The 14429-nt window shown below is 47.9% G+C and carries 11 protein-coding genes; 1 reads left to right on the forward strand and 10 read right to left on the reverse strand.

What is annotated here, in order from left to right:
• Nucleotides 1-22: 22 nt before the first annotated feature.
• The 9 genes from AC0QUU_RS01630 to AC0QUU_RS01670 form a co-directional block, all read right to left on the reverse strand.
• A complete protein-coding gene (locus AC0QUU_RS01630; protein ID WP_474544261.1) occupies nucleotides 23-718 on the reverse strand; it encodes a response regulator transcription factor in 696 nt (231 codons plus the stop codon).
• A gap of 208 nt (nucleotides 719-926) precedes the next feature.
• Complete coding sequence (gene xylB, locus AC0QUU_RS01635) at nucleotides 927-2384, reverse strand: xylulokinase (protein ID WP_474544263.1); 1458 nt, start codon at nucleotides 2382-2384, stop codon at nucleotides 927-929.
• A gap of 146 nt (nucleotides 2385-2530) precedes the next feature.
• The gene (locus AC0QUU_RS01640; RefSeq protein WP_474544266.1) at nucleotides 2531-4015 is read right to left on the reverse strand and encodes an L-fucose/L-arabinose isomerase family protein; all 1485 of its coding nucleotides are present in this window, start codon (nucleotides 4013-4015) and stop codon (nucleotides 2531-2533) included.
• A gap of 104 nt (nucleotides 4016-4119) precedes the next feature.
• Nucleotides 4120-4734, reverse strand: coding sequence for a DUF4867 family protein (locus AC0QUU_RS01645; protein WP_474544268.1), 615 nt, complete (start codon nucleotides 4732-4734; stop codon nucleotides 4120-4122).
• Between the two features lie 140 nt (nucleotides 4735-4874).
• Entirely contained in the window at nucleotides 4875-5705 is an 831-nt protein-coding gene (locus AC0QUU_RS01650) for an AraC family transcriptional regulator (protein ID WP_474545503.1), read from the reverse strand.
• 58 nt (nucleotides 5706-5763) lie between these two features.
• Nucleotides 5764-7467 (reverse strand): [FeFe] hydrogenase, group A, encoded by a 1704-nt coding sequence (locus AC0QUU_RS01655; RefSeq protein WP_474544270.1) that lies wholly within the window; start codon nucleotides 7465-7467, stop codon nucleotides 5764-5766.
• A gap of 12 nt (nucleotides 7468-7479) precedes the next feature.
• Nucleotides 7480-9366, reverse strand: a complete 1887-nt coding sequence (gene nuoF / locus AC0QUU_RS01660) for an NADH-quinone oxidoreductase subunit NuoF (protein ID WP_474544272.1) — start codon at nucleotides 9364-9366, stop codon at nucleotides 7480-7482.
• Between the two features lie 4 nt (nucleotides 9367-9370).
• Nucleotides 9371-9844 carry a complex I 24 kDa subunit family protein gene (locus tag AC0QUU_RS01665; protein ID WP_474544274.1) on the reverse strand — a complete coding sequence of 158 codons (474 nt, stop codon included), beginning with the start codon at nucleotides 9842-9844 and terminating at the stop codon, nucleotides 9371-9373.
• 251 nt (nucleotides 9845-10095) lie between these two features.
• Nucleotides 10096-10926, reverse strand: coding sequence for an N-acetylmuramoyl-L-alanine amidase family protein (locus AC0QUU_RS01670; RefSeq protein WP_474544276.1), 831 nt, complete (start codon nucleotides 10924-10926; stop codon nucleotides 10096-10098).
• Nucleotides 10927-11092: 166 nt separating this feature from the next.
• Between AC0QUU_RS01670 and AC0QUU_RS01675 the strand changes: the two genes are divergently transcribed.
• Complete coding sequence (locus AC0QUU_RS01675) at nucleotides 11093-11902, forward strand: GH25 family lysozyme (RefSeq protein WP_474544278.1); 810 nt, start codon at nucleotides 11093-11095, stop codon at nucleotides 11900-11902.
• Nucleotides 11903-12252: 350 nt separating this feature from the next.
• On the opposite strand, the gene AC0QUU_RS01680 is transcribed toward AC0QUU_RS01675, so the two are convergent.
• Nucleotides 12253-13902 (reverse strand): WG repeat-containing protein, encoded by a 1650-nt coding sequence (locus AC0QUU_RS01680; RefSeq protein WP_474544280.1) that lies wholly within the window; start codon nucleotides 13900-13902, stop codon nucleotides 12253-12255.
• Nucleotides 13903-14429: the final 527 nt, after the last annotated feature.

A 14429-nucleotide genomic window follows, 5' to 3' on the forward strand; every position in this document is an offset into this window, starting at 1 on the left:
AAGCGGTTCTCCCTGCCGGAGGTTACAGCTTCTCAATTTTATATCCTACTCCCCAGACTACTTTCAGATATCTGGGATCTTTCGGGTTAATCTCAATCTTCTCACGGATGTGGCGGATATGTACCGCAACAGTATTGTCCGCGCCGATTGCCTCTTCATTCCATATTGATTCATAGATCTGGTTAATTGAAAATACCCTGCCCTGGTTTTTCATAAGCAGACGAAGAATATTATATTCGATCGGCGTAAGCTTCACCGGTTCCCCGTCAACAGTAACCTTCTTCAGATCATCATTCATCCGCAGGCCGCCCACCTCATATACTTTGTCCTCGTCCTTCTGCGCGGTTCCGCCAAGCTGAGTATAGCGCCTGAGCTGAGATTTCACTCTTGCTACCAGCTCCAGCGGACTGAACGGCTTCGTCACATAATCATCCGCCCCTACATTCAGCCCCAGAATCTTATCCGCATCCTCAGACTTGGCAGACAAAATAATTATGGGAATGCTGTTCTTCTCGCGAATCTTAAGGGTGGTTCTGATCCCGTCCAGCCGGGGCATCATTACATCCAGAACCAGCAGATTTACTTCCTCAGACTCCAGAATCTTTATGGCTTCCATACCGTCATACGCTTTTAAAATACGATACCCTTCCTGGGACAGATATATCTCAATCGCTTCAACAATTTCTTTATCATCATCACATACTAAAATATTATACATTCTCATCACCTCCCTTACAGTATACATGATATGGGGAAAATTTTAAGAGGGAAACAGGGAAAATCTTAGGATTTTATGAATATTCAGACGATTCTGTCAAAAGGAGGCAGCCCCCTTTCGACAAAGTTGTCTGAATATCCGGTTTTGACAGAAAAACAGCGCTTCACCTGATACGTGCAGCGCTGTCATCCTATATATTTATACTTTTTTAAAACATCCCTTTCAGCGCCGGATACAGCTTTCTGAACTTCTGATATCTTTCTTCATACTTTGCTGTAAGTTCCGGATCCGGCTCTTCTGTCGCCACGATTTTCACCAGCTTTTTTGCCGCCTCTTCAACAGAAGAGAATACGCCGCAGCCGACTGCCGCCAAAATAGCCGCGCCGTAACCCGGTCCTTCTTCGCTTTCAATGATGTCAACTTTCATATTCATAACATTTGCAATGATCTTTCTCCAAAGCGGACTCTTTGCTCCGCCTCCGCAGATTTTGGTACGCTCCGGACTGACGCCGATGCTGCGGGCCACTTCGAGGGAATCCCGCAGACCGAATGCCACGCCTTCCAGCACCGCCTGAGTCATATCTTCTCTGGTTGTGTCCATGCTCATGCCGATAAACGCTGCTCTCGCGTCCGGATCATTATGCGGAGAACGCTCTCCCATAAGATAGGGCAGATAGAATACCCGGTTCTCACCGAGTTTCGTAATTCCCGCCTGTTCCTCCTGGTAAGCCTTTGTTTTGAGAATCTCATCCATCCACCATTTATTACAGGATGCCGCGCTTAACATGCATCCCATAAGGTGATAGTTTCCGTCCGCATGGGCAAAGGAATGCAGCGCATTGTTCTCATCCACGCCGAACTTTTTACTGGAGATAAACAGGGTGCCTGATGTACCAAGGGAAATATTGCAGCCTCCGTCTCCTACGGTAGCCGTTCCCACAGCGGCAGCCGCATTATCCCCCGCCCCGGCGATTACTTTTACGCTTTCCGGGAGCCCGAGCTCTTCCGCGATCTCCTTTTTCAGTGTACCCACAACTTCCCAGCTCTCATAAAGTTTCGGAAGCTGTTCTTTTGTAATACCGCAGATTCCCAGCATTTCTTCCGACCAGCATTTGTGCTCCACATCAAGAAGCAGCATACCTGACGCATCGGAATATTCTGTGCAAAAAGAGCCTGACAGTTTATATGCGAGATAATCTTTCGGCAGCATGATTTTGCATATTTTCGCGAAAATTTCCGGCTCATTTTCCTTCATCCAGAGAATTTTCGGAGCAGTAAAGCCTGCAAACGCAATGTTCGCCGTATATTCGGACAGTTTATCTTTTCCGATCACCTGATTGAGATAATCCGTCTGCTTCCCGGTACGCCCGTCATTCCAGAGAATAGCCGGACGGATCACCTGATCCTGATTATCCAGCGCAACAAGGCCATGCATCTGCCCGCCGAAGCTGATCCCCTGCACCTGGCTTTTATCACAGTCTGCGGTCAGTTCTCTGATTCCCTCCATGCTCTGAACAAACCAGTCTTCCGGGTTCTGCTCAGACCATCCGGGATGCGGGAAATACAACGGGTACTCCCTGGATACGATTTTACATATTTTCCCATTTTCATCCATCAGCAGCAGTTTTACCGCCGATGTGCCAAGATCAACTCCTATAAACAGCATGCCTTACCTCCTGCTTTTTCACCGCTCCCGCGGTTTTCTCAGAAACGGCCGCGTCGCTTCTCAAGCTGACGCGGCCGGCCTCTTATCTTTTATTTTTCTGTTTTAAATGTCTCCTGCAGATTCTCTCTGCAGAATTCCCTTCAGAATTATCCCCACGGATTCTCTGTCGGGTATCTTACGCCTGCCGGCTGATTGTATCCGATCTCATCTACCGAAACTCCGATGTATTTGAATACTTCGAACAGAGCTTTTCCGTAGTGACCGAAAGCAACTGCTCCGTGGTGCGGATAGTTCTTCTCAATCAGCACGTGACGGTAGAATCTTCCCATCTCCGGAATCGCAAATACACCGATAGAACCGAAAGATTTTGTAGCAACCGGAAGGATCTCGCCCTGTGCAACATATGCGCGCAGTACATTGTCAGATGTGCTCTGCAGACGGTAGAATGTGATGTCGCCAGGTTTGATATCGCCTTCCAGTGTTCCCTGAGTAACTTCCTCCGGAAGTGTTCTTGCCATGATCTTCTGGTATTTCATCTCACAGGATGTCAGCTTGCTGGAAGCTGTATTTCCGCAGTGGAATGCCATGAATGTATCTTTATGTGTATACGGGAACTTGCCTTCAATGCTCTCTTTGTACATATCAGCCGGTACAGAGTTGTTGATGTCAAGAAGCGTTACTGCATCCTGGCTTACAACTGTTCCGATGAACTCGCTTAAGCATCCGTAAATATCAACCTCGCAGGATACCGGAATGCCCTGAGCTGTCAGACGGCTGTTAACATAGCAGGGAACGAATCCGAACTGTGTCTGGAATGCCGGCCAGCATTTTCCTGCGATTGCCACGAATTTGCGGTATCCTCTGTGATCCTCTACCCAGTCTTTCAGAGTCAGCTCATACTGAGCAAGTTTTGTAAGAACTTCCGGTTTCTTGTTGCCTTCTCCCAGCTCTGCTTCCATTTCTTTTACAACTTCCGGAATTCTCTCGTCGCCAGCATGGTTATTGAATGCCTCAAAAAGATCAAGCTCTGAGTTCTCTTCAATTTCAACGCCGATGTTGTAAAGCTGCTGAATCGGTGCATTACATGCGAGGAAGTTCAGCGGGCGGGGTCCGAAGCTGATGATCTTCAGGTTGTTCAGAGCATATACCGCACGTGCGATGGGCTCGAACTCATGGATCATATCTGCGCATTCCTCAGCTGTTCCTACCGGATACTCCGGAATATACGCCTTCACGCCTCTGAGTTTTAAGTTGTAGCTTGCGTTGAGCATACCGCAGTATGCGTCTCCACGTCCGTCAAGAAGATCATTCTGTGACTCTTCAGCTGCTGCGATAAACATCTTCGGTCCTTCAAAGTGCTTTGCAAGCAGAGTCTCGGAAATCTCCGGTCCGAAGTTTCCAAGATATACAACCAGTGCATTGCATCCAGCTTTCTTAACGTCCTCGAGAGCCTGTACCATATGGATCTCGCTTTCTACAATACAGATCGGACATTCATAAACTGTTCCCTCGCCGTATTTCTTTGTGTACGCGTCAATCAGCGCTTTTCTCCTGTTTACGGACAGGCTCTCCGGGAAGCAGTCTCTGCTCACTGCAACAACTCCGATTTTTAATTCAGGCATATTGTTCATAATTCTTATCCTCTCTTTCTTTCCTGCCTGCGGCTTTCTTTCTGAACCGCTCTGCCTATTTTGTTTTTAAGGCGGCAAAACCGCCTTTTCCTTCTGCCGGCAGCCTATACGTGAGGATTCTCGCCCTGCAGTCCGCAGAAAGCGCCTTCGATTCCTGCTTCCTCATGGGCAATCAGCCACTTGTTTACCGCTGCAAGCAGACGGTTTTCTCCCTCTTTGGATGTCTCAAAGGAAAGCGCGTCATTGGTTCCCTTCGGCAGGATAATCGCGCAGCGGAATCCGCCTTTCCGGGCCGTGCACGGCGCATAGTGAAGGGTCGTCGCATAGAGTTCCACCGCTGTCGCGGCAGGCACGAAAAATGCTTCGATCTTCGACGTGTCATACACGTCCCCTTCCTGGATATCCTGCTGGCATCCAAGCAGAAGAATCAGATCCGTGACTGCGATGTCGATCTCCGAACTTCTGTGGTATTCCACCGCATTCAGACTGTAGTTATCTCCGTTGCAGTAACCGATCTGGATTGGCAGTCCGCCAAAACCTTTCTGGCTTACTGCCTCAGCCTCGGGCAGAGCTTCCAGCTCTTCCACTGAGGCCACATAGATAACATCCTCCGGAAGCGGCGTATGCTCCATCTCCTTTAAGATTTTCTCAAAAGGAAACACTGTCAGTACTCTTCCGTACTTGCCAAAGGACGCATCTGTCAACTGTTTAATTTCCAATTTTCTGACCTCCTTATGTATACGGTGTTTTTATTCCTGAGCTGCCTGTCCGGCAACTTAGGTCCGCGTTCCTGCACCTGCAGGTTTGTGAGGTCATTTTATCAACTTAAGGGCATCTTTTCGACCAAAAAATTAGCCATTTAATGCCCATTTCCTGTCTTTTCACGATATTCGCCCGGCAGCATTCCGTATTTTTTGCGGAATGCCCGGGCCAGGCCTTTGCTTCCCGAAAATCCGTTCCGAAGAGCAGTCTCTGTAATACTGTATTTCCCGCTCTCCAGATCTTTCAGCGCATATCCCAGCCGGATGCTCTGAAGATAACTTTTGAATGTAATCCCGGCATACTTCTGGAACATTCTGGAGAGATAGGTCGGCGAATACCCGAACACCCGGGCCACAGTCTCAAGCGTCAGCTCTCCTGCATAATTATCCTTCATGTAAGAAGTAATGGACGACAGCCGGTTCAGATTTCTGTTCTTCCTTACCGAATCCTGATCGATCTGTGTCAGCCTGTACTCTTTTACAAGGAAATACATGATATTATAGAAAATACTTTTCACTTTCAGATTATAGCCGATTTGTTTCTCTGTGTAAACCCGGAACAGCTCTTTTATCAGTTCCATAAATCGTTCATCTTTTTTTCCGGGCTCATGGGTAAACCAGATAAACTGCTCTTCCGTGAAATATCCCTCAAACATATTAAGGGGAATCTGAAGTACAATTGTCTCATTGGGCCGGGGCGCGTCAATCGAATGAACTTCATTGGAATTTACAATAATAAATTCATCTGCTTTCAGCCGCCACATTCTGTCGTCAACAAAAAATCCCAGTTCTCCCCGGCATACGGCAAATATCTCAACAGACCGGTGCCAGTGCTTCTCCCGAAAATAATTTCCGTTCCAGCCTTCAAACAGAAAAAGCTTGAACGGCAGTCCCTCCTCCGGAACAATCAGCTCATGCGAAAATCTCATAGGCTCCCTCTTTTCATGCCGCGGCGTCTTCCACACCGCGGCAGTTCCGTCTTTTTGTTTATTCATTATGAAGAAGCTTGTGTTCCTTTCCTTTCAGGATGCCGTCATATACGCTGGCCACAATGGGATTTTCATTGGACAGCCGGATCTGGGCCATATTGTCGATCTTATAGATCCCTTCCAGTCTGGCTTTTTTCGTCCTCGGTCCGATGGGAACAGGCTGTCCGCCTCCGGCAATGCAGCCTCTCTTGCAGGCCATAACCTCCACGAAATCATAGTGTGCCTCTCCCGCCTCCATTCTGTCCAGAATGATTTTTGCACAGTGCAGTCCGTTTACAACCGCAATCTTTACGATCCGGTCTCCAAGCTCAATCTGAGCCTCCTTGATTCCGTCTACGCCGCGGATTCCCGTAAAACTGATGGCTTCCAGATCTTCCTCCCGGTTGCTGCCCACAAGCCGGCGGAGCACCGCTTCCGTCACGCCTCCGGTTACTCCGAAAATCGCTCCGGCTCCGGACGCCAGTCCGAAGGGCATATCCAGCGACTCCGGCTTTACCTGGGACAGGTCGATGCCTGCCTCCTGAATCATGCGGGTAATCTCTGTGGTAGTAAGAACATAATCCACGTCCTGCTCACCCTCGGTAAAATGTTCCGGTCTGCGGATCTCGGCTTTCTTTGCCGTACAGGGCATGATGGAAACCACTACGGTCTTTTTCACATTCTCTTCCCCGTTTTCCGCCGCTTTCGCAGCATTCATCCGCGCTTCCTCTTTTATCAGAGCGCCGAACATCTCCTGGGGCGATTTGCAGCTTGATATATTCTTCCGGAACTGAGGATACCGGTTCTCGCAGAATTTCACCCAGGCCGGACAGCAGGAGGTAAACAGCGGCAGATTTTCTCCGGATTTCAGCCGTTCTACCAGTTCTTTTGACTCTTCCATTACCGTCAGGTCGGCGCCGAAATTTGTATCGTACACTTCGTCAAATCCGATTCTTCTAAGGGCAGCCGCCAGACGTCCCAGCGTATTTTCGCCCTTCTTAATGCCGAACTTGTCTCCTACTGCCACACGGACCGCAGGAGCGATCTGGGCTACTACACGGATATTTCTGTCCGCCAGAGCCGCCCACACCGGAGCCACATCCTGTTTAATACTGATTGCGCCGGTAGGGCAGACCGCACGGCACTGTCCGCAGCCCACACAGTCTGTCTGCGCCAGATCCCTGTTAAATGCCGGCATTACCTGCATCCTGGAGCCGCGGAAGGCAAAATCCAGAATTCCCAGTCCCTGAATCTCTTCACAGGTACGCACACAGTCTCCGCACAGAATGCATTTGTTCGGATCCCGGATAACACATTCCGAAGAGGTATCCAGCGGAAGCTGTTTCTTGTTGTTTTCAAAACGGACCTCGGTAATACCCAGCTGACGGGACAGTTTCTGCAGCGTACAGACGCCGTTCTTCGCGCAGGTCGTACAGTCTCTGCAATGGGAAGCCAGCAGCAGCTCGATAATCATTCTTCTGTGATGCTGCAGCCGGGGAGTATTGGTATAGATCACCATGCCGTCTCTGGGCACCTCAGAACATGACGCGAAAATTCTTCCCCGTTCGTCCTCCACTACGCACATACGGCAGGCTCCGTATGTAGACAGTTCCGAGTGATAGCAGAATGTAGGCAGGTCGATTCCTGATTTCCGGATTACAGAAAGGACATTTCTCTCGTTTGTAAACGCAACCCTGCGGTTATTGATTGTCATATAACTCATGCTCGACTCCTCCTACCCTTCTACATGTATTGCGCCGAATGCACAGGCGCTCTCGCACGCGCCGCACTTGATGCATTTTTCCGTGTCAATTACATATGGTTCCCTGAGCTGACCGCTGATGGCTCCCACCGGACAGTTCCTTGCGCACTTGGAACATCCCTTGCACCGCTCCGGACTTATGATAAAGCGCCGCAGCGCCGTACAGGTGTGGGACGCGCATTTCTTGTCCACAACATGTTCCATATATTCATCCCGGAACAGCTTCAGTGTACTCATAACCGGAAGAGCCGCGCTTTTTCCAAGACCGCACAGCGCTGTCTCCGTAATTGTATTGGCCAGTTCTTCCAGAAGATCCAGGTCTTCCACCTTTCCGTTTCCGGCAACAATCCGTTCCAGAATCTCCAGCATCCGCTTTGTGCCTTCCCGGCAGGGCACACATTTGCCGCAGCTTTCATTCTGTGTGAAATTCATAAAGAACCGGGCAACCTCAACCATACAGGTATGATTGTCCATAACAACCAGACCGCCGGAACCGATCATGGCTCCCATTTTTTTCAGAGAGTCAAAATCAAGGCTTACATCCAGATGAGGCGTAACAAGACATCCTCCTGACGGACCTCCGATCTGTACTGCCTTAAATTTCCCGTCTCCTTTGATGCCGCCGCCGATATCATAAATAACTTCACGCAGGGTTGTTCCCATAGGCACTTCGATCAGTCCGGTATGCTTCACGCTTCCCGTCAGGGCAAATGCCTTTGTCCCCGGGCTGTTCTCCGGTCCGATACTCTTAAACCACTCCGCGCCGTCCATGATAATCATGGGAACATTGGCAAATGTTTCCACATTATTCAAAACAGTAGGCTTACCGAACAAACCCTGTTCCACGGTACGCGGAGGTTTGACTCTGGGCATTCCCCGGTTGCCTTCAATGGACGCGGTCAGAGCGCTTCCTTCCCCGCACACAAACGCGCCGGCTCCCCGGTTGATGTGCAGCCGGAAAGAAAAATCTGTTCCCAGAATATGATCTCCCAGAAGTCCGCACTCCTCCGCCTGGGCAATTGCCAGCTTCAGACGGCTGATGGCCAGCGGATACTCTGCCCTTACATAAATATAGCCTTCCTGAGCTCCCACCGCATAAGCCGCGATCATCATGCCCTCGATCATCTTGTGAGGATCCCCCTCCATGATGCTCCGGTCCATAAACGCGCCCGGATCGCCCTCATCTCCGTTACAGACAACATATCGTTTTTTCTCGGCCTGCCTTGCCACCTGGGACCATTTATAACCGGTGGGGAATCCGCCGCCGCCTCTTCCTCTTAAGCGGGAATCGGAAATCTCCTGAATGATTTCCTCCGGAGTCATTTCAAACAGCGCCTTTTCCAGTGCCTGGTATCCTCCGGTTGATATGTATTCCTGAATGTGCTCTGCGTCAATATGTCCGCAGTTTTTCAGCACGTTTCTGGTCTGCTTTTTATAAAAAGGGATCTCTTCCTGCTTCTGGTATTCGATTCCGTCCTGCTTGAACAGCAGATGACGGATAATATCGCCTTTTTCTATAGTTCTGTGAAAGATCTCGTCGCAGTCTTCCGGCTGTACTTTCGTGTACAGAATCCCCTGAGGTTCAATCCGCATAAGAGGCCCCATCTCACAGAATCCGTGGCATCCGCTTTTTTTTACGCTGATCTCCCCGTTTCCATGGGCGATCTCCGGCCCGAAATGTACTTCCACATCCGGATGATCTTTCACCAGTTCACACATTCTCTCATATATTTCGCCCGATCCGCCTGCCAGGCATCCTGTCCCGGCACAGATCAGAATCCTGCATCTGCTGTCTGCAACCTGTGCTTTCGAAGCTTCCCGTACCTGTCCGAGAGCTTCTCTGTCTGCAATTCTCTCCATACGCTTATGCTCCTCTCAACTCTCGAATCAACTCCGCTGCAGCGTCCGGGGTCATGGCCGGATATACCTTGTCATTTACCGTAAGAACCGGCGCAAGCCCGCAGGCTCCCAGACAGGAAACTGTCTCCAGCGTAAACAGCATATCATCCGTGGTCGCTTTTTCCTCAGAAAGGCCCAGTTCACTGTACAATCTTTCCAGAATCGGAATAGACTTACGCACATGACAGGCCGTGCCGTCACAGACTTTAATGATGTATTTTCCCTTTGGCTCAAAGGAAAAATTCTCATAAAAAGTAGCCACACTGTAAGCTTTCGCCTCGTTGATTCCCAGTTTCTCAGCAACATAACTGAGAAGTTCCGGAGGCAGGTACCGATATTCCGCCTGAATATCCTGAATAATAGGAATAAGTGCTGCCTGTTGTGACCCGTGTTCTGCAATAATTTCATCAGCCTTGTCATAGTAGGTCTGTTCTAACATGAAATACCTCCTTTTTTATAATTTTGATTTTAAAAAAATACCGTTAACAATTATTATATGGGGAAATCAAAAGGCAGACAATAGAAAAAACTCCTGAGTTTTTATGATTTTTTATACATAGCGGCTTTTCCTCATAGTTAAAAAAAGGAGATGTTCTTTCTGAACTGCTTCAGACAGATTATCTCCTTTTTCGCCGTTATTCATTTCCCGGATCCGCCGGATATATTGTGTTTCTGCGGCAGTCTCCCACGCTATCTGTAGCCGAAATACTGGTCAATTCCATCCGCAATTCCCTTGACAATTTTATTCTGGTAATCATCTGTGGCCATAAGCGCGTCTTCATCCGGATTTGTCATGTATCCCATCTCAACAATCGTTGCCGGGACCTGGCTCCAGTTATTGCCGCTCATTGAATCCGTCTCCCACACTCCATCGTTCTCGCATCCTGTCACTTCGCTGAGATTATTGATAATGCAGTCTGACAGCGCCCTTGCCTGTTCATAGAGTGCCGGATAAAATGGATTATCCGATGTAATACAGATCGTCATCGCTCCTTTTGCCGAAGAATCCTCTGAGCCGTTCGCGTGAATCCGGACAAATGCGTCTGCATCAGAATTATTCGCCACATCTGCTCTTTCGATGCAGCTTACCGGAACATCATTTGACTCCCTGGTCATAAGTACCGTATATCCCCGGTTCTGAAGCTCCGTTCTCAGTTTCTGACTGACGGTAAGATTCAGCTCATATTCGGTGAGTCCGCTGACCGTCCCTGACGTTCCGGATGTATCCGCCGCTTTGTTCTCCGTAGACCCGGGTCCCAGCGGTTCTGTCCCGCTTGCCACTACCGACGAATGCCCCGGATCAAGAACAACGGTCTGTGTCCTTGTCTTCTGCTCCGGCGTCTCTTCTTTCTCCTTATCTTCTTCCTGCTCTGTCTCCTGTGCGGCTTCCGGCTGATCAACTTCAATCACAAGATCTTCTACCTTTTTCACCGGCTCCTCTTCTTTTTCATTTCCCGGAGAACAGCCTGCCGCAGCCAGCGCCAGAGCCGCAGCCGTCAGAATTATTTTCCATCTTCGCATATAATCACCTTTCCCCTCTGATTTTCATACAATATAATATATTAGAAAAATTCAGCATCTTCAGCGTAATCTCTTCCAATATAGCAGTCCGAACGCTGCGTCGTTAATTATTATACACTATCTTTTTCCAAATGTGATGCTGTTTATTCAAAAAAGGAGTTTTTCTATGAGCACACAAGGTCTTGATGTAAGTGAATTCCAGGGCGAGATCGACTGGGAACGTGTAAAAAACGCCGGTTACCGTTTTGCCATGCTGCGGGCCGGATATGGTTCCGGCACTATAGACCGGAGATTCCGGCGAAATGCGTCTGAATGCAGCCGGGTCGGAATCCCTTTCGGCGTATACTGGTTCTGCTATGCCACCTCTCCTTCCGAAGCCGCAGAAGAAGCCGACAGCTGCGTAAAAGCCATTTCCTCATTTCGTCTGGAATACCCGGTCTGTTACGATATTGAGGAAGCCTCTGCCGACTATATACGCAGACAGGGTATTCCTTTTACCGGCGCCCTTGCCCGAAGTCTTGTCCGAAGCTTCTGCGGCCGCATAGAAGATAGAGGATATTTCTCCATGTTTTACAGCAACCGGAATTTTATAGATACTTATCTGGGCAATGACCTGCGGAAACGCTACGCACTCTGGTATGCCCGGTACAGCGAAAACTTCGACGGCACAAACTGCGGTATCTGGCAGTTCACAAATCAGGGCCGGATACCGGGTATCCGGGGAGATGTGGATCTGGACCGCGGATTTACAGACTATCCTTCTCTGATCAGGAGAGCCGGCCTGAATCATCTTTCCATCGGTTCTTCCCGCCCTGAATCCGACTATGTCACCTACGTTATCCGTCCCGGCGATACTTTAAGCGGAATTGCGGCAAGATTTAAAACAAACGTGTCCGTCCTGACAGAACTGAACCATATTTCCAATCCGGACCAAATCTATGCCGGTGAGACCATTCGTATTCCTGAAGAAAACTGATCTTAATAAAATCATAATTTTCTTTCGATTTCTTTTAGAGTTTAATCATATTTTTGACACATTTTCTCATTATACTGAGACACAGATAGTTGATAAAACAACTATCTCCCCCCTCATAAAGTAAAGGCATCCCGGGGGAACCGGGATGTCGCACTTTACTCTCATTCCTTTAATAACTATAAAAACAACGGAAACCCGTCAGCTGAAAGGTTGACGGGTTTTCGCTGTTTTATTCCCCCCCCGAAAAGAGCTGAAGCAGAACCTGATATTAAGATATCAGACGGCTGTTCGGTTCAAACATCTCATTTCACCGCTTCATTTTCCCCTCATTTGTAAATGTATCTGTAAATTTACATTTCAATAAATTCCCCGCTGTCAGAATCAAACACAAATTCGGTAATTGTGTAATTGTGGTAACCCATACTGAAATCAGACGTCTGGCCTACATACACCGCATCATCATATTTCGCGGTTTCAAACTGCATATACTGTCCTGAAATCAGCGGTTCGTAAGGACTTCCGTCCCTTATTCCGAAAATATAGGACAGACTTCCGGAGCCGCCTCCTGACATTTCCCACACAATAAATTTCTGCTGTCCTGCCGTGACCTTCTGCTGATGAAGATATCCGTATGTATCCGACATAAGCTGTGTACAGTTTCCTTCACAGTCTATAAACCAGACTCCCACGTCTCCGCAGAGCCCCAGCTCATCATAATCTTCCGGTGAGGTAATTCCGAAAGCCTCGCTGACCCCGTCTCCGTCATAATCATCATATTCAAAATTCACAATCAGATCGGAGATGTTCTCCTCTAGAACTGCCCGCAGTTCTTCTTCAGACTTTGCCTCTGTCCGGGGTTCTTGATCAGCTTCACCATCTGCGCCGTCTTCCGGTTCGTCTGTCCGGACGTCTCCCGTTTCAAGCTGTATTACGCCCCATTTTCCATTCTTCTGAACCCAGCACTTTCCTTCGTTTACCGGACGTATGGCTTCAAATACGCCTGCGGGAATCACCACATTGCCGGCAGTATCCCGCATCTCCCACATACCGTCTTTAACCAGGGGAATATAGCCTTCCGAAGCAGCATAACAATATGAAATCTCTTCATCTCCGCTGAAGATCTGCCAGGATGAATCATATTCAAAGGGGATAACTTCTGTTCCATCGGCCGCTATATACCCCCATTTTCCGTCCTTTTTCGCTGCCAGAACACCATTCGATTCAGAACCGCATTCTTCATAAATAAAGTCCGTAGTAAGAGCTCCGTCGCTGTAGACCGCATACATTCCCTGCAGCCAGTAACCATAATATCCGTCAGAGCTTTCAAATATATCATCCGACCGCTGTACCGGCACGGGGAAATCCGGTTCTTCAAACTGATAGTCCAGATATGTATACGCTTCATTTATATTATGAAGACCGCCGCAGTAATAATAGGCTCCCATCGGATCCGGACCGGATCCCAGGCCTTCCGCCATCGTAATTTCTTCTGTTTTTTCATCAAAAAAATACAAATCCCAGTCGGAATTTACAGAAGACTCATACTGTGGTACCGCCCTGCGCATCAGATACGCACCGCCATAATACTCACTGATATCTGTATACTCCGGTTCCACCACAACAGTACCGTCACTGCGGATTATTCCAAAAAGTCCGTCCTGCACGATAACGGCATACTCTGAATCTTTTTGTTTTTCTCTTTCATTCGCAGAAAAACTGAGCAAATCACCTGACTGTATATAAGTGATATCCTCCGCCTCTATCTCCGGCTCCACTGCCCATGTATATTCAATTACATTACTCCATTTTTGGATAATATCGTCAAACTCCTGCTGGTCTTCCTCCGGAAGCACTGCTTTTGCTTCTTCAGCCGTCTCCACTGCCCGGTCATAATCTTCCATGGCAACATATGTATCGACCAGTCCCAGATAAGGTTCTTTCTGTTTCGGATCAATGGATATCGCTTCAAGATAGGCATCCTCTGCCTTCTCGTAATCCATTTCTTCCAGATATCTGTCACCCGACGCCAGCGCGTTCTGATAACGCTGTTTTTCCGCAATTGCCGCAAAACATACTTTATCTCACGTCCTTTCTCTCCCTTCTTTCATTCAATAGCATCCGAACTATTTTATTTATTATATAATGTTTTCCCTGTATCCTCAACATTTCATTCATGCGTACATTTTTCTCTGAAACACAAAATTTACCGATATATAATTTATTAAAGATTTACTAATTAAGGGGTTAATTATAGACAGTGAATTAAGAGAACAGTTTTTTTTAACAATCGTTCATTTCAGAAGACTGGAATCCCTTCTCTCTCCGGAGTGTGAGATGTGGGAAAAACTTAATATCTCCAAATCTGCCATCTCTTATATACTGCATACTCTGTCTACTTTTTTATTACAAAACTGGCCTTTCATTTTCATTATACTTTCTTTATTACTGTTTTAGATATTTTCTTTTTCTTTTAGAATTCACTCATATTTTTGACATATTTTCCGGCTATACTATATATCAGATAGTT

The sequence above is a fragment of the Mediterraneibacter sp. HA8405 genome (assembly GCF_056148955.1).

Coding starts and splice junctions, on each gene's coding strand:
- AC0QUU_RS01670 (WP_474544276.1), bottom strand. CDS start 10,926: ATGCGAAGATGGAAAATAATTCTGACGGCTGCGGCTCTGGCGCTGGCT.
- AC0QUU_RS01665 (WP_474544274.1), bottom strand. CDS start 9,844: ATGTTAGAACAGACCTACTATGACAAGGCTGATGAAATTATTGCAGAA.
- xylB (WP_474544263.1), bottom strand. CDS start 2,384: ATGCTGTTTATAGGAGTTGATCTTGGCACATCGGCGGTAAAACTGCTG.
- AC0QUU_RS01650 (WP_474545503.1), bottom strand. CDS start 5,705: ATGAGATTTTCGCATGAGCTGATTGTTCCGGAGGAGGGACTGCCGTTC.
- AC0QUU_RS01640 (WP_474544266.1), bottom strand. CDS start 4,015: ATGAACAATATGCCTGAATTAAAAATCGGAGTTGTTGCAGTGAGCAGA.
- AC0QUU_RS01655 (WP_474544270.1), bottom strand. CDS start 7,467: ATGAGTTATATGACAATCAATAACCGCAGGGTTGCGTTTACAAACGAG.
- nuoF (WP_474544272.1), bottom strand. CDS start 9,366: ATGGAGAGAATTGCAGACAGAGAAGCTCTCGGACAGGTACGGGAAGCT.
- AC0QUU_RS01675 (WP_474544278.1), top strand. CDS start 11,093: ATGAGCACACAAGGTCTTGATGTAAGTGAATTCCAGGGCGAGATCGAC.
- AC0QUU_RS01680 (WP_474544280.1), bottom strand. CDS start 13,902: ATGGATTACGAGAAGGCAGAGGATGCCTATCTTGAAGCGATATCCATT.
- AC0QUU_RS01630 (WP_474544261.1), bottom strand. CDS start 718: ATGTATAATATTTTAGTATGTGATGATGATAAAGAAATTGTTGAAGCG.